The organism is Sphaerotilus sp. FB-3, from assembly GCF_023706025.1.
Taxonomy (GTDB): Bacteria; Pseudomonadota; Gammaproteobacteria; order Burkholderiales; family Burkholderiaceae_C; genus Sphaerotilus; species Sphaerotilus sulfidivorans.
The window spans coordinates 81,691-100,216 of record NZ_BQWE01000060.1 but is presented as its reverse complement, the minus strand read 5'-3'; the positions used below and the strand labels follow the sequence as shown (position 1 = coordinate 100,216).

Annotated in this window: 10 protein-coding genes; 2 read left to right on the top strand and 8 right to left on the bottom strand. The window is 71.8% G+C overall.

The features are described 5' to 3' along the window. From NFT33_RS19025 to NFT33_RS18990, 7 genes are all read right to left on the bottom strand, one after another. Nucleotides 1-190: hypothetical protein (locus NFT33_RS19025; protein WP_251677713.1), on the bottom strand; the 190-nt coding region annotated here is incomplete at its 3' end. A 242-nt stretch (nucleotides 191-432) separates the two neighbouring features. Further along, on the bottom strand, nucleotides 433-1,869 hold the full coding sequence (locus NFT33_RS19020; protein ID WP_251677712.1) for a GGDEF domain-containing protein: 1,437 nt from the start codon (nucleotides 1,867-1,869) through the stop codon (nucleotides 433-435). Between the two features lie 122 nt (nucleotides 1,870-1,991). Further along, nucleotides 1,992-3,041, bottom strand: coding sequence for a patatin-like phospholipase family protein (locus NFT33_RS19015; protein WP_149503989.1), 1,050 nt, complete (start codon nucleotides 3,039-3,041; stop codon nucleotides 1,992-1,994). A 65-nt stretch (nucleotides 3,042-3,106) separates the two neighbouring features. Then, nucleotides 3,107-4,150 carry an OmpA family protein gene (locus tag NFT33_RS19010; protein ID WP_251677711.1) on the bottom strand — a complete coding sequence of 348 codons (1,044 nt, stop codon included), beginning with the start codon at nucleotides 4,148-4,150 and terminating at the stop codon, nucleotides 3,107-3,109. Between the two features lie 6 nt (nucleotides 4,151-4,156). After that, nucleotides 4,157-7,513, bottom strand: coding sequence for a hypothetical protein (locus NFT33_RS19005; RefSeq protein WP_251677710.1), 3,357 nt, complete (start codon nucleotides 7,511-7,513; stop codon nucleotides 4,157-4,159). 50 nt (nucleotides 7,514-7,563) lie between these two features. After that, on the bottom strand, nucleotides 7,564-12,255 hold the full coding sequence (locus NFT33_RS19180) for an SdrD B-like domain-containing protein (RefSeq protein WP_259373352.1): 4,692 nt from the start codon (nucleotides 12,253-12,255) through the stop codon (nucleotides 7,564-7,566). Between the two features lie 417 nt (nucleotides 12,256-12,672). Then, complete coding sequence (locus NFT33_RS18990; protein ID WP_251677709.1) at nucleotides 12,673-13,122, bottom strand: hypothetical protein; 450 nt, start codon at nucleotides 13,120-13,122, stop codon at nucleotides 12,673-12,675. Between the two features lie 229 nt (nucleotides 13,123-13,351). On the opposite strand from NFT33_RS18990, the gene NFT33_RS18985 reads away from it, so the two are divergent. After that, complete coding sequence (locus NFT33_RS18985; RefSeq protein ID WP_251677708.1) at nucleotides 13,352-15,748, top strand: UvrD-helicase domain-containing protein; 2,397 nt, start codon at nucleotides 13,352-13,354, stop codon at nucleotides 15,746-15,748. Nucleotides 15,749-15,765: 17 nt separating this feature from the next. Here the strand turns inward: NFT33_RS18985 and NFT33_RS18980 are convergent, their stop codons facing one another. Beyond that, complete coding sequence (locus NFT33_RS18980) at nucleotides 15,766-16,086, bottom strand: hypothetical protein (protein ID WP_251677707.1); 321 nt, start codon at nucleotides 16,084-16,086, stop codon at nucleotides 15,766-15,768. A 188-nt stretch (nucleotides 16,087-16,274) separates the two neighbouring features. Between NFT33_RS18980 and NFT33_RS18975 the strand changes: the two genes are divergently transcribed. Further along, nucleotides 16,275-18,509, top strand: coding sequence for a PhoX family protein (locus NFT33_RS18975; RefSeq protein ID WP_251677706.1), 2,235 nt, complete (start codon nucleotides 16,275-16,277; stop codon nucleotides 18,507-18,509). Nucleotides 18,510-18,526: the final 17 nt, after the last annotated feature.

The following is an 18,526-nucleotide window of genomic DNA, read 5'->3' as shown; positions in this document are numbered from 1 at the left end:
TTGATGCCCTCAAGTCCTGGCGGGCCAAGTCACCCGACTTGTTCAAGAAGCGGCCAAAGAATCTCCCGGGTCTTGACACATAGGCACCTGCGCTGTCGGTCACCGCCGACTTCTCGCCGGCGTCGAGCACGCCATTGCTGTTGTCGTCGCAGAAGACGGTCGCACCGGCGATCAGGTCATCGACCAGCACGCCGGACGAGGCCGAGGCGACCGGCACACGGCCGGCGCGCTGGTGCTGTCGCTGCCACCGCAGGCAGACAGCCCGAAGGCCAGGACAAGGGAGGCGGAGAGAAGGCGCATCTGGTGCATGACGGGAACTCCTGCATCTGGGGGGATCCAGTCGATGCTATCGATGCGTACCACGGCCTGATCGCGTGAAAGGCCGGCGTTCCACGGCCAATTCAGGGGGTATCTGCGCCTGCAGGCAGCGTGTCAGCGTGTCGGCGTGCCGTCGGTGCTGACCACGCAGAGCCGGTCGCGACCGGTCTGCTTGGCCTGGTAGAGCGCACTGTCGGCCCGCCGCAGCAGGCTAAGCTCGTCATGGTCGCGCGCCGGATCGAAGGCCGCAGCGCCGAAGCTGGCCGTCACATGCCCGGCCACCGGCGAGGCGGCATGCGGCAGCCGGCGCTGATGCAGCAGCTCGATCAGCCGCTCGACCAGCGCGGTGGCGCCCTCCAGGCCGGTGCCGGGCAGCAGCACCGCGAATTCCTCGCCGCCGTAGCGCGCGGCCAGATCGCTCTGGCGGGTGAAGACCGCCTTGAACAGCAGCGCGAACTGGCGCAGGCAGTCATCGCCGGCCGAGTGCCCATAACGGTCGTTGTAGGCCTTGAAGGCATCGATGTCGGCCATCACCAGCACCAGCGGCTGGCCGCTGGCGCGGGCCTGCTCGACCTGGTCGCGCAGCTGCTCGTCGAACAGGCGGCGGTTGGCCAGCGTGGTCAGCGCATCGGTGGCGGCCAGATGGCGCAGCCGGTTGCGGTCCTCATGCAGATCGGTCTCGTCGGACAGGCTCAGCAGCACCCCGCCGCTCATCGGTGCGATCTGCACCTGCAGGTAGCGCAGCCGGCCATCAGCGGCCATCAGCACCCGGGTGATGCGGCCGACCCGGCCGCTGCGCATCACCTGCAGGCATTCCTCCTCGGCATGCAGCAGCCGCCAGTCCGGCAGCACCCGGTGCACCAGCCGACCGGCCAGCGAATCGCGGTCGATCTCGAACAGCTCGGCCAGACGCGGATTGGCCATCAGCACCAGCCAGCCACCGCCCTCGTCCTGCGGTTCGCCGGCATCGGGCGTGTCGACCCGACGCAGCGCCAGCAGCGCATCGCCGCTGGCGTCGACCACGTCGGCATACAGCTCATGGCGCATCTGCAGCGGCCGGCAGTAGACCAGCACCCACTCGGCGCCATCGGACGGCGCCAGCGGCAGGATCAGCCGCTCCCAGGTGAAGACCGGCTGACCCCGCTCGGCGACATGGACCGCGTAGATCGGCTGGCCGCGCTGCAGCGCCTCGGTCTGCAGCGCGCCCAGCAGCGCGGCACGCTGCGGCCCGAGCTCCGACAACCGCGTGCCGGTGCGATCGATGCCGGTATGGCGGCAGATCTCGCTGCCGTAGTGTCCATAGACGAAGTCATCGCCCGCCCCGTCCGCGGGGTCGGACGCAGGCTCGCGCCGCAGCAGCATCAGCCGGCCATGCAGGCGATGCCACAGGCCATCGGCAAAGGCCGCCAGCGGCGCTCGCCCCTGCGCATCGCGGCTCTGGCGCCAGCGATCGCACAGCACCGCGATGTCCGGGCTGCCGGCCCTCGCCTCGATGTGCTCGCGGACCACCTGGTGCCAGCGGCCCGTACCGGTCTCGACACCCTCGACCATTGCTTGTGCCTGCGTCCTCTCCAGCGCCCCGACCGGAGCGCCACACCCTGGGACCACCCGGTTAGGGCGGGTATTTTTCACGAATCCCATGCCTGCCCGAAATGATACGGGAGGCTGCAGCCTCAGCCGAAGGCTTCGGTCAGATCGACCGTCGAACGTCGCCCGATCGCCTCACGGTGCTGCGCCAGCCAGTCCTGGGCGCGCTGTCGGCCCAGATCGCGCAGATGGGTCAGAAAGGGCTGATGCGCGATCAGACGGGACTCGCCAGGCAGTTCGGCCAGCTGCTGGCGCTCGTCGATCAGATGCAGCCGCAGTCCACGCAAGCGACGTGCCATCGGCCCGGCGGACCAGCCGCTGCCGGCGCGGGCATCCTGCCAGGCGCGCCCCAGCAGCCAGGCCTCGCGCTGGAAGGCCGCGCCGAAGGCGATGTCGAGCGAGCGCTCGCGGATGGCGCCAGCCCCGCCGGGCAGCTCGGCGAAGCGCAGCGGCATCAGCATCAGGATCAGCAGATCGGCCTCGGCCGGTCCGTGCTCGACCAGCGGCCACAGCGGCGGATTGGCGCTGAAGCCGCCGTCCCAGTGCGGCAGGCCGTCGATCATGACGGTGCGGTGCAGCGTCGGCAGGCAGGCCGAGGCCAGCGCCACCTCCACCGACAGCCGGCGGTTGTCGAACAGCCGCAGCCGGCCGGTGTCGGCCCGGGTGGTGGCGATGAACAGGCGCGGCGCATCCGCCTGGCGCAGCCGCTCGAAGTCGATGCGCTCGAGCAGCAGGTCGCGCAGCGGATTGAGGTCGAGCGGATTGAGCTGCTGCGGCGCGAACAGCAGCCGGCTCCACTGCATCGCCAGGCGCACGCCGCCGTGCAGGCTGGGCCGGCGCTCGTCACCGACGACGAACCAGTGGGTGGGCAGCAGCTCGCCGAGCCGGTGCCAGAAGGCGTCGAGCGCCTCGCGCGCACCGTCGGGGCCGTCGCGCAGCCAGCCATCGGCCAGCACCAGCGCGTTCATCGCCCCGGCGCTGGCACCGCTGATCGCCTGCGGCACGAAGCGGCCGCTCTCGAGCAGCGCATCGAGCACGCCCCAGGCATAGGCGCCGTGTGCGCCGCCGCCCTGCAGCGCCAGGCTCAGCGGCAGCGGTGTCCGGACACGCCGGCGCAGGATCGGGAGGTCGAACATCGCGCACAGACCGCGGGCAGCAGCCAAGTCATGCTGCACCGCAGTATGCACGCGGCCGGATGACCTCAGCGCGGCACGCCGGTGATGTCCAGCTCGACGCGGCGGTTCGGCTGCAGGCAGGCCCGCAGCGCCGCCGGACTCTTCTGGCTGCACTCGACCAGCGGCTGCTCGCTGCCGCGGCCGGTGGCGATCATCGACACCGCAACGCCGCGGCTGGCCAGATAGGCGCGGATCGTCTCGGCGCGATCCTGCGAGAGCTGGCGGTTGTAGGCCTCGCCGCCGAGCCGGTCGGTGTGGCCGATCAGCTCGAGGCGGTCGATGCGCGCATAGACCTTGTCCAGGCGCACCGCCAGCTGGTCGAGCTGGGCGCGGCCGCCCGGCAGCAGGTCGTCGATGCCGCGGCGGTCGAAGCCGAACAGCACGCTGGCGCTCAGCACGATGCGCTCGTTGACCACCGGCGGGGGCACCGGCGGGGCCGGCGGCGCAGGCGGAGCCGGAGGGGTCGGCGGTGCGGGCGGCGGATCGACCGGGCACAGCTCGGCCGCGCGCACCGCATCGCCGACCTGGTCCTCGGCGATCTGGATGTAGGGCCGGGCATGACGCCAGCCGAGCTGGTTGTGCTCGTTGCCGGCATGCACCAGCTCGACCTCGGCGCAGGCGGCGAGCTGCTGCGCGCAGGCCCAGCCGCGGTGCTCGCGCAGCGCGCCCAGCCGGGTCCACAGGTCCTCGCGCAGCCGCGCCGCGCCGTTGACCCGCGGCGTCTGGCGCGACGGATCGGCCTCGGCGCCAGGCATGCCGCCGCCGGCCAGGTAGCCGGTGATGCGGCGCGACTCGTGCAGCGCCTCGGCCGGGAAGGCCGAACGGTCGTTGCGGGTGTATTCGTGGAAGCTGACGTCGAGCCAGCACTGCGCCTTGGCCAGCGGATGGCTGCGCAGCGGGTGGCGGCCGGTGGCGTTCAGGTCGGCGATCGCCTGCTGCTGCGCGCGGTAGGCGGCATGGTCGGCGGCGAGCTGGCCGTCGGTGGCGGCATCGGCGCGGGCTGCCGCCGGTGCGAGCGTCAGCAGCGACGCCGCCGCCAGCGTGGAGAGGGAAACGCGGAGGTTCTTCATGATGGATCAGCGCGGCAGCGCGCGGTTCACGACCGGGTCGGCCCCGGCAAACAGGTCGGCGTCGAACTTGAAGCGCAGCCGCAGGTAGGCACCGCGTGCGGTGTAGTCGCTCGAGAGATCGCGGTCGCGGAAGCCGCTGGCGTTGTACCCGGCCGACAGCCACAGGTTGGACTGCACCAGATAGCCCACCTCCACCCCGACCGAGCGCTGCCAGGACGCGCCGCTCTGGCCGCTGGCCTGGCCTCGCATCAGGCTGAGCTGCAGCCCGAGGTCCCAGCGCTCGCTCAGGTCATGGATCAGCCGCCCGCTCGCCAGCCAGGCGCGGTAGCGGTCCTGAACCCCGCCCTCGGCGACCGGGAAGCGCTCGGACACCGTCTTGCCGGCCAGCCGCCCAGAGGCCCACCAGGCCCGCGCGGGATGCACATTGGCCTGCACCGCGCCGACATGCACCCGGCGCCACTCCTCGGTGGCGTTGATGTTGTCCTCGACCTTGTATTCGTACTTGCCCAGCACGTCGATGCGGTTGTGGTCGACCGGGCGCCAGGCCAGACCGACCTGGAAGCGGTCCTGCCAGCCGTTCGGCCGTGCGCCGTGGTTGTCGGTCGCCAGGTGGTAGTTGCGCGCCAGCGCGGTCCAGTCGCGGTCGAGGCGGCGCACCGCGGTCAGCGTCGTCAGCCAGCTGTCCTGCGCGGTCAGCGCCGAGCTGGTGGTCGTCGACGCGCCGCTGGCCTCCAGCCGGCGCCACTCCAGGCGGCCGGAGAGCTTCCACCACTCGCTGTCGGTCCAGTCGGAGCCCAGCGTCGCGGCGGTGGCGTTCTGGCCCGTGCCGTCGAGGATGCGCAGCCGCTCCAGCCCGGTGCTCATCGCCCAGCCCGGGCGCAGCTGCCAGACATTGCGCACGCCGGTGGCGACCTGCGAGGCGCGGCCGTCGCTGGCGTCGCGCAGGCGGTATTCGCTGAAGACATCGCCGCCGTGCATGTAGCGGCCGTCGATGCCCAGCGCGATCGCCTGGCCGCGGCTGCTGGCACCGTCGAGCGCATAGCGCGAGGACAGGCCGTCCTGGTGCTCGGCACGCGCATACAGGCGCGCCCGCTCGGCCAGCTGGTAGCTCGCCGCCAGCTCGACACGGTGGCGGTCCTGGCCATCGACCGCGGCCTCGGCCAGGCCCTTGAGCGTCCAGCGGTCGCTGGCCCGCCAGCTCGCGCCGGCAAAGGCGGTGGTGGTTTCCAGGTCGGGCACCGTGCCCGGCGCCGCGCCGCTGCCGTAGGACGCCAGCGCGCTGTTGGCATTGAGCAGCGTGGTGCTGCCGGCGCCGCTGAAGCCGCCGTCCGAGCCCGGCGCGTAATGGCTGCCCGCCGACGGATTGGCCGCCAGCCCGGCCAGCGCGCCGCGCAGGCGGCCGCTCTCCTCGATGCGGCGCAGGCCGACGCCGAGGGTCAGCGCCGGGCTCAGGCGGTAGTCGGCGCCGAGGCTGGCGCCGCTGGCCCGGGCCTCGGTGGCGGTGTCGCGGTCGCGCTGCAGATCGACGCGCAGCGCCCAGTCCTCGCCGGCCTGCCAGCGCACCGAGCCGCCCAGCTGCTCGCTGCCGGGCTGCACGCCGGCGGCGGTGTTGGCAAAGGCCGCACCGGTGCGCGCCGCACGCAGCCGCGCCTCCAGGCGCTCGCCACGGTGCTGGATCTCGACGCGGGCGGCCCGGCCGGTGGCGGTGCCGCTCTCCGGCAGCACCGGCGCGCCGACCAGCGAGGTGCCGACCGCCGACAGCGCCGCCTCGGTCTGCGCCGCCTCGACGACCAGCTCGGTGGCCGCACCCAGCTTCACGCCCGCATGCACGCTGGCGAGCCGGAACGGCGCCTGCGGATTGCGGTCCTCGATGATCGCGCCGCCCAGGCTGGCCCGCTCGCCCAGGTTGATCTGGCCATCGGCCCCGGCCAGCCAGAAGGCGTCTCCGCCCTGGTCGACCTCGTAGCTGATGCGCAGGTGGATCGGATTGCCGTCGGCATCCTGGCTCGGGATCGGGCGGGTCAGCAGGATGCGGCCGCTGAAGGGCTCGAAGCTGTAGTCGCTCAGCCGCACCAGCGTCGTCACCGACAGCACGGTGTTCAGGTTGTTGCGGTCGCGCACGATCAGCTGGACCTGCTCGCTGTTCTCGAGCGCCTGCGTGCCGCCGACCGCAAACGGACCGCTGGTGCCGTTGGCGGCGATCTCCTCGGTGACATGGCGCAGCGTGTCGCGGCTGGCGAAGAGGTTGACGAAGCCGTCCGCGCTCTCGCGGTGCAGCTTCACGCCGGTGAGCGTGCGCTGGTAGCTGCCGAGCTGGCGCAGCCGGGTGCCGGCCACCACGCCGCCGCCTGCGGCCGGCGTCACGCCCTCGCCGGAGGCGAAGTCGCCGTACATCACGAAGCTGCGGCCCTGGTCGACCCGCACATAGAGCTTCGAGGCGCTGCGCGCGTCGAAGCCCTTGACGCTGGCGTCGCCGTAGACCGGATACCAGGCCTCGGGGCGGATGTCGCGCAGCAGCCGGGCGCGGGTGTCCTTGTCGGAGTCGTAGGCCAGCGTCAGCAGCCGGTCGCCGCGGATCCTGCCCTTCAGGAAGACGCTGGCCCGCAGCGCCGCGCGGCTGCGGCCACTGTCGAAGTCGCGGCTCCAGTGGCGCAGCTCGGTCTCGAAGCCGTCGTCGACACGCGCCGGCGACACCGCGCCGTCGTAGCGCCGCGAGCTGCGGCCGATGACGCCCTCGATCAGGCCGGCGGCGATCATCTCGCGCACATCGGGATCGAAGCCGATGGTGCCGGCCACCTCGGCCTCGCCGGCGCTCAGGCGCAGCAGCACATCCTCGGGCTGGGCCGGCGCGATCAGGCTGAAGCGCGCCTCGCCGCCGCTGACCCGCAGCTGCGTGCCGGGCACACTGCGGTCAGCGTCGCGGCGGTCGGCACCGCCCTCGTCGGTGCGGGCCTCGGGCAGCAGCAGCCGGGCGCCGCCGCGGTGCTCGACGGTGACCAGCACCGGCTCGCGCAGCGGCCGGCCTTCGCGGTCGAAGACCCGCACGACGATCTCGACCGGCGTCACCCCGTCGGCCGGCGCACCGGCACCATGCACCTCGACCGCCAGCCGGCCGACGCGGGCATTGGCCGCGTACTGGCCGTCGAGCAGGATGCGCGGCGCGCCAGCCGGCTCGGGCAGCGTGAACAGCGGGCGGTAGCGGCCCGGGGCCTCGCCGAGCGGCTGCGCCGGATCGACATCGACCTGGGCGCGGGCCAGGCCGGCGCTCAGGGCCAGGCCGGCGGCCAGCGCGGGCAGCGCATGCCGCACGGCAAGATGCAGCGGCTTCGGCAGCAGCGCGGGCGACGACAGGTTCGGAAGCATCGTGGCAGTCGTGACAGATCGGTTCGTTCGGTCGGCGGGCAGCAGGCGGCTCATCGCACGTCCTCCTCGGCCGACGGCACGGTGGCGCCGGAGGACGCCGGATTGACCGAGACCGGCTCGCGCAGCGTCTCGCGGGTCTCGGTGCGGGCGCCGGCGGCGCCGGCGGTGCCGACCGCCTGACGCGGCTTGACCGCACCGGCCTCGCCCTGGCCGGCGGCGCGGCCGCGCTGGCGGGCGCTGTCGGTGGCCTGGGCCGGCGCGGTGACCGGCTTGCCATCGAACTTCAGCACCCGGCCGCCCTTCTTCTCGGTCTCGAGCGTCTGCGTCTCGCCGCGCGCGCGGCGGGCCTTGACCTGCTCGAGCACGGTGTTGGAGCAGCTGCCCTCGATGAAGTCGGCGCGGTGCAGCTCGCCGTTCTTCAGGTCGAGGAAAAGGCTGAAGGCGTCGCCCGCATTGCGGTTCGAGCTGGTGGTGAGCCGGCTGCCGCGCGGCAGCGTCGAGCCGTCGACCACCATGACGGTGGTGCGCGGCGCCAGGCCGCAGACGCTGTACTTGCCCTCGACATCGCTGATCAGCGAGGTGCCGTCGTTCAGGTAGAAGCGCACGCCCGGAATGCCCGGCTCCTCAGGCCCCTGCACATGGTCATGGTTGCAGTCGACGAAGACACGCCCGACCACGCAGGCCTCCGCGCCGAACACGCCGCCGGTGACCGTCACCCGGAACTGGCTGATGTTGGAGCACAGCGCATCGGCGCTGCTGCCGCAGACCGCGCCCGGCGTGCCGGTGGCCTGGGCCCGGTTGATGCCCGTGCCCTGCTGCGCGCCCACGCCGATGCGCACCCGGTAGCTCAGCGTGCTGCTGGCGCCGGCCGCCAGCGCGCCGATCCGGAAGCGCAGCACCGGGCCCGACGCACCGCTCGGATCGGCGATCTTCACGCCGCCCACCATCGCGGTGCCAGCGATGTAGCGGAAGCCCGCCGGCAACGTGTCGATGATCTCGACCGCCGGCAGCGTCGCGCCGCCGCTGTCGGTGCGGCGAACCGCGATGCTGTAGCGCACCGAGTCGCCGATCTCCGCCTGCGTGCGGTCGCCGGTCTTGACCACCAGCAGCGTGCCGCTGCTCGAGGGATCCAGGGGAATGTGGTTGTTGATCACGTCCGGACCGCTGGCCGGATCCAGCCGGATCGACAGATAGTAGGCGGTCGACTCGCTGCCCGAGGGCGGCAGCGCCTGCGACTGCACCGCACACACGCCGGCGCCGACCCCGCCGACGCAGCCGGCAGGCGGCACCAGCACGCCGGCCTGCGCCGGGATGCTGGTGCTGGCCAGGTAGCCGGCCGGCGGCGTGACCTGCAGCTGGTAGCTGCCCGCGCCCGGACAGCCTTCGGGTGCCGGACTGAGCAGCAGGAAGCTGTAGGCGCCGGCCAGCGCGCCGCTGGCGACGGTGGTCAGGCGGTTGATGCCGCCGACCACGCAGCTGGAGGGCACCAGCGCGCCGCCCGCATCGAGCAGCGCGACCGTGGCGCCGCCGAGCGCGGCGCGGCTGGCGCTGTCGTAGACCACGCCGGACGGATCCAGCGGCAGGCTCTGGTTGATGCGGGTCGCGCCCAGCGGCACGCTGACGCCCTGCAGCACGCCGGCCGCCACGACGCCGGTGGTGCCGTCGGCCGTCGGGTCGTTGCCACCGGCCGGATCGTTCGAGACCGGCCGGCCGTAGTAGGCGCCGCTGCCCGCGTCGCGGAAGCGGATCGTGTAGCTGCCGACCGGAATGTCGCGCACGATGTAGTCGCCCTGCGCATCGGTGAGCGCGCTGCCGACCAGCGTGCCGGCCGCGTTGATCACCTCGACGGTCACGCCGCTGGCGCCGCGCTCGCTGCTGCCCTGGCGACGGTCATGGTCGGCATCGATCCAGACCCGGCCGCTGACCGAGCCGGCCAGGCGCACCGGCGTGGCATCGCTGCCCTGGTTGTCGGACTGGCGCGAGGCGTGCTCGCCGCCGCCGGAGACGGTGGCGGTGTTGACGGTGGTGCACTGGCCGTTGGCATCGGGCGAGGCGCAGGCCGCGGCCGCCACGTTCACCACCAGCGTGATCGCCGGCGCGCTCTGGCCGACCGCCAGCACCTCGGCACGGCTGCAGCTCAGGCGGCTGGAGCCGACGACGGTGGCACTGCAGTCCCAGCCGCTGCCGCCGGGCAGCGCGGCGACCGTCATGCCGGCCGGCAGCGGATCCTCGACGCTGTAGGCGGCGCTGGTCGGCGCATCGCCCTCGTTGCGCACCACCAGCAGGTAGCGGCCGGTCTGGCCGCCGATGAACAGCGCCGGCTCATGCGACTTGGCCAGCCGCAGGTCCGGGCCGACCAGCACCACCACCTCGACCGAGGTGCTGTTGTTGCTGGCGTTGGTGTCGTTGGACGCGCCGGTGGTGGCCGGCACGGTCAGCCGGCCGCTGGCCGGCGTGGTGGCACTGATGTCGCAGACGATCGCCTGACCCGCGGCCAGGCTGGCCAGCGGCAGCGTGACCGCCGCGCCGCCGACCCGGCAGTTCGAGGTGCTGGTGCCGGCGCCGCCGGCACAGGTGGCCTGCAGCGCGGCATCCGGGCCGGCATTGGTGCAGGTCAGCGTGCCGGTGACGACAGTGCCCGGTGCGGCGGTCGGCGGCACGCCGATGATCGCGACCGACAGGTCGGCGGAAGTGGTCGACGGCGTGACCGTCAGCGTGGCGGTGTCGCAGGACGTCGCGTTCGGCGCCGGCGCGCAGACCCGGTAGAGCACGGTGCAGCTGCCGCTGGCCGGCACATCGAAGGTGGCGGTGCCATCGGCCGAGACCGAGGCATTGGTGCAGCTGCCGCCGATGCGGGAAAAGCTGCTGCCCGTCGGCCACTGGTCGTTGCCGCCGACCGGGCTGGTCTGGCCGGGCTGGCCCGGCGTGCGCGCGACCGCATCGTCGACCGCGTCGATCATCACCGCGTCCGCGGTGGTGGTGTTGTTGCTGGCGTTGCCGTCATTGGTGGCGCCGGTGGTGCCGGTGAAGGTGACCGGCGTGGCCACATCGTCGCTGCCGCCCTGGGTGAAGGGCGCGGTGTAGTCGAAGGTGCAGCGGATGGCGGCACCGGCGGCCAGCGTCGTCGCGCCTGCCGGGCTGCAGACGATGTTGCCGACGCTGCCGGCCGAGGCCGAGGGCAGGCAGACCGGCGCCTGCGCGGTGGTCGCGCTGGCGGCATTGGTGCAGGTCAGCGTCAGGCCGGTATAGGTCTGGCCGGGACCGAGCACCGTCGGCAGGCCGGTGAAGACCGGTGACAGATCGGCTGCGGCCACCGTGATGGTGGCGACCGCGGTGTCGCAGACCGCCGGCACCACCGCCGGATGGGCACAGACCTGGTAGGTGACGCTGTAGACGCCCGGCGCGGCGCCGGCCGGCACGCTGAACAGGCCGGTCGACGGATCGAAGCTGGAGCCTGCGGTGGGCGGGCTGACCGCGGCCAGCGAGACGGTGGCCAGGGTGGCCGCGCCACTGCCCCGGGCGTCGTTGCTCAGCACCTGCAGCGAGGCAGCACTGCCGACCGGTGTCGTCAGGCTCTCGTCGAGCGCGTCGATCAGCGGCGCGCTGGCGGTGGTGACATCGTTGGTCTTGTTGATGTCGCTGACCGAGCCGGTGGTGCCGGTGAAGACGACCTGGGTGGCCGCCTCGTCGGTGCCACCCTGCGTGCCGGGTGCGGTGTAGCTGAAGGTGCAGGTGATCGCACCGTCCGGCGCCACCGTGGCCGGCACCGCCGGGCTGCAGCTCAGCGCGCTGATGCTGCCGGTCGAGACCGTCGGCGCACAGCCGGTGGCCAGGGCCGATGCCGTGGCCCCCGGATTGGAGCAAGTCAGCGTCAGGCCGGTATAGGTCTGGCCCGGGCGGATGACGGTGGGCAGGTTCGAGAAGACCGGCTGCACATCCGGATCGGGAATGCCGACCTGGATGCCGAACTGGCGCGACTCGATGAAGTTGCCCGGGCCGGCCGCCGACACCTCGATGCCGAAGCTGAACTCCAGCGAAGTCTGGCCGGCCGGATAGATCGCCGACACCTGCACCGCCATGGTGTTGTTGAAGCCGGGATAGAAGGCATAGCCGCCGGCGCCGAAGGCGGTGCAGCCCGCCTCGGTGCCGTTGGTGCAGACCACCGGGCGGAAGGCCTGCCCGCCGCCCAGGCTGGTGCTGGGCTCGAGCTGTGAGCCAGGCAGCAGGGCTGCCGGCGTGCCGTGGAACTCGATGCGCTCGCGGAAGCCGCCGGTGGCGTGGTAGTTGAACCCGTCAGTGTCCAGGCTGGTCATGTAGACCGGCACCGGCAGCGCCAGCGGCGTGCTGGTGCCGGGCGCGACGAAGGTCAGGCGGTAGCGCACCTGCGACACCGCGCCGGCCGTCATGTCGCCTCGCACTTCGCCGCCGAGATGGTCCTGCGGCCCGGTGGAATTGCTGCCGAAGCCGCTGCGCGGCGTGTCCGGCGTGGCGCTGCCCTCCGCCGACACCCGGGTGAACAGGATGTCGCGCATGTTCGAGCCCGAGCCGATGCCGGGAAAGCGCCGGGTGCCGTTGGTGAGGCAGCCGTCGGTCGAGCCCTCGCAGGTGGAGGTGGCCCAGTTCCACTCGAAGGCCGCCGCCCGCACGGGCAGCGAAGCCAGCAGCAGCGCGGCCAGCAGCAGTGCGCCACCCGACAGGAGTCGCAGGAAAGAGCGGCGCCAGCCGCAGAAAGTCGCCAGCATGAGGTCAGCCTTGATTTCTGTTTCTTCTGATCCGGATCCGCCCTGCAGACCGTCCCGACAACGCATCGGGCAGGAACAGGTGAAAACCCTTGACGCACAGAGAAAGCCCGAGATTCCTTTCAAGGGGTATCTCAGTCCGCGAGCCAGTCATTGCGCCGGGGCTCCACAGGAGCGGCATGGCGCGAAGGCTAGCGTCTTCACCCGCACGCGGCATGTCGGCCGCGAACTTGAGGCCCGATTCTGCTAAGAAATCACGCTTTCATGCAACCTGATTCGACAACCAGCAACAGGCACAAGCACGGTACCCAGCCGCATAAAACCTGTTACATCGGCATCGGATATACGACCACTCCCACTTTGGAATGAACCGTACCTAGGTATCGTGAAATTCCCGAAATCCTGTTGTCGAGATATTCGTCAGCGCATCGGCGCGGCCAGATGCATCCACAGGGCGGCGCAGTCGGATTCGGTCGCGTCATAGCGCGGCATGGCGGGCGCGATGCGGCTGCCGTCGGCGCGAGCCCCCTCGCGCAGCAGCCGGCACAGGCCGGCCTGGCTGTCGACACGGGTCAGCAGGGCGCGCGGCAGCGCGGTGCCGCCATGGCAGCGCACGCAGCGCGAGGCCTGACCGTCGAGGCCGCGGGCCGCACCGGGCAGCCGGGCCTGCATCGCCCAGTCGCCCTGCCACAGCGCCCGGCCCTCGGCCTGCAGACGCTCGGTGCGGGCCTGCTCCGGCAGGGCCGCACCCTCCAGCGGCACCGGCAGGTCCGGCGTCGGCAGATCCAGATGCAGCACGGTCATCAGCAGCATCATGAGGCTGCCCAGCAGCGTGAACAGCAGCAGGCGGCGCAGGTCGGAGGTGTTCATGGGCGAAAAGGCTCGGGCGGCTCAGGCGGTTGTTCGTGACCGATCGCACGGATCGGCCGATGGCAGGCATGCTCTCAGCCCTCAGCCCACCCGCCATCCCCCCGGCCGGGTCGCGCGGCCACACGGGAATCCGGGGCCGCGCGACCGGGAACGCCGGCGTTCTTCGCCCTCGTTCAGCTCGGGCGGCGCACGGTGCCGGCGGCCTGGGGGCTCCCCGTAGAATTCCGCGATGCTTCCGTCGTCCTCGCCCGTCCCGGCCACGCTGCCGCCCGAATCCCGCCTGCTGGCGAACCTCAACCCGGAACAGCTCGCCGCGGTGACGCTGCCAGCCGAGCCCGCGCTGATCCTGGCCGGCGCCGGCTCCGGCAAGACCCGGGTGCTGACCACCCGCATCGCCTGGCTGCTGCAGACCGGCCAGGTCTCGCCCGGCGGCCTGATGGCGGTGACCTTCACGAACAAGGCCGCCAAGGAGATGCTCACGCGCCTGTCGGCGATGCTGCCCTTCAACGTGCGCGGCATGTGGATCGGCACCTTCCACGGCCTGTGCAACCGCTTCCTGCGCGCGCACTGGAAGCAGGCGAATCTGCCGCAGACCTTCCAGATCCTCGACGCGGGCGACGCGGTGAGCGCCGTCAAGCGGGTGATCCGCGCGATGCAGCTCGACGAGGAGCGCTTCGTGCCCAAGCAGGTCGCCTGGTTCATCGCCGGCGCCAAGGAGGACGGCCTGCGCCCGAAGGACATCGAGGTGCGCGACGCCCAGACGCAGAAGCTCGCCGAGATCTACCAGGCCTACGAGGACCAGTGCCAGCGCGAGGGCGTGGTCGACTTCGCCGAGCTGATGCTGCGCAGCTTCGAGCTGCTGCGCGACGACCCGCACCTGCGCGCGCACTACCGCGCGCGCTTCCGCCACATCCTGGTCGACGAGTTCCAGGACACCAACCGGCTGCAGTACGCCTGGCTGAAGATGTTCGCGGCGCAGCCGGGCGAGCGCGACGCGCTGGGCGAGGCGGCCACCGGCGCCCTCTTCGCCGTCGGCGACGACGACCAGAGCATCTACGCCTTCCGGGGCGCGCGCGTGGGCAACATGGCCGACTTCGAGCGCGAGTACCGGGTGCGCCATCGGATCAAGCTCGAGCGCAACTACCGCTCCTTCGGCAACATCCTGGATTCGGCCAATGCGCTGATCGAGCACAACACCGGCCGGCTGGGCAAGAACCTGCGCACCGAGGCGGGCCCGGGCGAGCCGGTGCGGGTGCACGAGTCGCCCAGCGACTTCGCCGAGGCGCAGTGGGTGCTCGAGCAGGCCGAGCAGCTGCACCGCGCCGGCACCGCGCGCGCCGAGATCGCCATCCTCTACCGCAGCAACGCGCAGTCGCGCGTCATCGAGACGGCGCTGTTCAACGCCGGCGTGCCCTACCGCGTCCACGGCGGGCTGCGCTTCTTCGAGCGCGCCGAGATCAAGCACGCGCTGGCCTATCTGCGCCTGATCGAGAACCCGGACGACGACACCAGCTTCCTGCGGGTGGTGAACTTCCCCGCGCGCGGCATCGGCGCGCGCTCGGTCGAGCAGCTGCAGGACATCGCGCGCGCCACCGGGCGCAGCCTGCACCAGTCGGTCGGGGCGCTGGGCGGCGCGGCGGGCACGAAGATGGCGAACTTCGTGCGCCTGGTCGCCGGCCTGCGCGAGGACACCCGCGGGCGCACGCTGCGCGAGATCATCGAGCATGTGCTCGACACCAGCGGCCTGATCGACTTCTACCGCGCCGAGCGCGAAGGCCAGGACCGGGTGGAGAACCTGGAGGAACTGGTCAACGCCGCCGAATCCTTCGTGACGGTCGAGGGCTTCGGCCGCGAGGTGGTGGCGCTGCCGGTCGACGAGACCGCCGGCCTGCTGCCGGATGCCGACACCGGCGAGATCATCTCGCCGCTGGCCGCCTTCCTGACCCACGCCGCGCTGGAGGCCGGCGACAACCAGGCCCAGGCCGGCCAGGACGCGATCCAGATGATGACGGTGCACGCAGCCAAGGGGCTGGAGTTCGACGCGGTCTTCATCACCGGGCTGGAGGAGAGCCTGTTTCCCCATGAGAACGCCGCCGCCGAGCCCGACGGGCTGGAGGAAGAGCGCCGGCTGATGTATGTGGCCATCACCCGCGCGCGCCAGCGCCTGTACCTGAGCTTCAGCCAGACACGCATGCTGCACGGCCAGACCCGCTACCACGCGCGCAGCCGCTTCCTGGCCGAGCTGCCTGAGGGCGCGCTGAAATGGCTGACGCCGAAGGAAGGCGGCTTCTCGGGTGGATTTGGCGGCGGGTTCGGCTCAGGCTTCGGGGGCGGGTCCGGCCGGGGCAGCAGCTACGGCGGCAGCCATGGCGGCGGCTCATCGGGCTTCGCCCGCAGCGCGGCCCCGACGCCCGCGCCCGCCCCGCTGCCGCCGAAGCGCGAGCCCGACCCCAGCGGCCAGGGCCTGCGCAAGGGCCTGCGCGTGTTCCACAACAAGTTCGGCGAGGGCGTGGTGCTGGCGCTGGAGGGCAGCGGCGCCGACGCGCGCGCCCAGGTCAGCTTCGGCCGTCACGGCACCAAGTGGCTGGCGCTGTCGGTGGCCAAGCTCACGCCGATCGACGACTGACGCCCGCCACGCCAGACTCAGCGCGCCGGCACGCTGGCGCCGGGCTCGCCCGGCAGCGGCGCCACGACGATGCCGCCCCCCTCGGCCGCGGCGGCAGCCGGCTCGCCGCTGACCGCGTCGATGGTCTTGCCGATCGCCTTGCCGGTCACCTTGACGCCGGTGGTGACCACGGTGGCGCCGACCGACACCGCCGCGCTGCCGACGGTGATCGCCGCGCCCGCCACCGAGCCGGCCACCGCCACCACGCCGCAGCCGGCCAGCGTCAGCGGCAGCAGAGCGAGCGCGGTCACGGGCAGCAGACGGCGCAGGTCAGGAGAGGTCAACAAGGCGAGGTTCATGGCGGACTCGGTCGGCAGGGAGCACACAGGGAGCACAAGGGACAAAGGGTGATTGTCGCGGGTGAAGCCACGGTGTTCACGCCGAGATCAGTCACTCAGCCGTCGTGAATCCGTCACGGATTTTTCACGCAAGCCGCACACCATCGCGCCGTCCGTTACCTCTCTTCACCCGACAGCAACCCTCCGCCATGAACAAGCCCGTCGATCTCAGCCACCTCGCCGCCCGCGCCGAAGAGGACAGCAACACCAGCGACAACCCGCATTTCGCCACGGTGCTCGATGCGCGTCTGAGCCGCCGCGGCCTGCTGCGCGGCAGCGTCGGCACCGCGGCCACCGCCCTGTTCGGCAGCGTCGCGCTGGCCGGCTGCGGCGGCGGCGACGACGACACCCCGGCCCCGACCACGCCGGACGCCGGCGCCCTGTCGAAGCTCGGCTTCACCGCCGTGCCCAAGAGCCTGGAAGACAAGGTGACGCTGGCCGCCGGCTACACCGCCACCGTCGTCTACGCGCTGGGCGATCCGCTGACCGCCACGACCGCCGCCTACAAGAACGACGGCACCGACACCGACTACGGCAACCGCGCCGGCGACCACCACGACGGCATGGAGTGGTTCAGCCTGGGCAGCGATGGCTCGGCCTCGACCACCGCCTCGGACCGTGGCCTGCTCGCCATCAACCACGAAGCCACGACCGATGAGACCCGGTCGTCGTTCTTCCTGCACGCCGACGGCGGCACCGCCACCCTGCCCCGCCCGGCCACCGAAGTGGACAAGGAAACCGCCATCCACGGCGTCTCGGTCGTCGAGATGAAGAAGACCGGCAGCACCTGGGCCTATGTCCAGAACTCGGCCTTCAACCGCCGCGTCACCGCGCTGACCGAAGTCGACATCAGCGGCCCGGCCAAGGGCCACGCGCTGCTGAAGACCAAGTACTCGATCGACGGCACCCGCACCCGCGGCACGCTGAACAACTGCGGCACCGGCAAGACGCCGTGGGGCAGCTTCCTGACCGGCGAGGAGAACTGGTTCGGCTACTTCACCCGCCCGGCCGGCGACGACCTGGCCCGCGGCAACGACAAGTCGGTCGTCGCGCTCAAGCGCTACGGCCGCGCCGAAGGCGCCGCCTCGCGCCACGGCTGGGAATCGGCCGGCACCGCCGACATCTACGCCCGCTGGATCAATGCCAAGACCGGCACCTCGACCGACGGCACCGACGACTACCGCAACGAGATGAACGGCATGGGCTACATCGTCGAGATGGACCCCTACAAGCCGACCAGCCGCATGGTCAAGCGCACCGGCCTGGGCCGCTTCGCGCATGAAAGCGCCGCGTTCTCGCTGCCGAAGGCCGGCGAGAAGCTGGCCGTCTACATGGGCGACGACGCGCGCAACGAATACATCTACAAGTTCGTCTCCGACACCGCCTGGTCCGCCGCCGACGCCAACCCGAGCGACCGCCTGGCCACCGGCGCCAAGTACCTCGACAGCGGCAAGCTCTACGTCGCCAAGTTCGCCGCCGACGGCACCGGCCAGTGGATCGAGCTGAACAAGGCCGCGATCCCGAGCACCTACACCGCCTACGCCTTCGCCGACGAGGCCGACATCCGCGTCAACTGCCGCCTGGCCGCCGATGCGGTCGGCGCCACGAAGATGGACCGCCCGGAGTGGTGCGCCACCCACCCGACCAGCGGCGAGATCTACTTCACGCTGACCAACAACAGCAACCGCCGCGTCGCCCCGACCACCGGCAGCGCCACCCAGCTGCAGCCCGACAGCGCCAACCCGCGCGCCTACACCGACATGAAGGGCACGACGGCGCAGCAGGGCAACCCCAACGGCCACATCCTGCGCGTGAAGGAAGCCGCCGGCAGCGCCGCCGCCACCACCTTCACCTGGGACATCTACCTGTTCGGCGCGCAGGCCGATGCCGACACCGGCCTGGTCAACCTCTCCAGCCTGACCGCCGACCAGGACTTCTCCAGCCCGGACGGCCTGGTGTTCAGCAAGTCCACCGGCATCTGCTGGATCCAGACCGACGACGGCGCCTACACCGACGTGACCAACTGCATGATGCTGGCCGGCATTCCCGGCACGGTCGGCGACGGCGCGAAGAAGACGCTGCCGCACAGCAGCGCGCTGAGCGTCGACACCTTCATCGGCAAGGCCCCGACCGCCGACACGCTCAAGCGCTTCCTGGTCGGCCCGAAGGACTGCGAGATCACCGGCCTGGCCGAGACGCCGGACGGCAAGACGATGTTCATCAACATCCAGCACCCGGGCGAAGGCACGAAGATGGCCGATGTCGCCGACCCGACGAAGTACACCAGCCAGTGGCCGTCGAACGCCGGCTACGGCGCCGGCCAGCGCCCGCGCTCGGCCACCATCGTCATCACGAAGAACGACGGCGGGCGCATCGGCAGCTGAGCGGCCTCAGGCCCGCT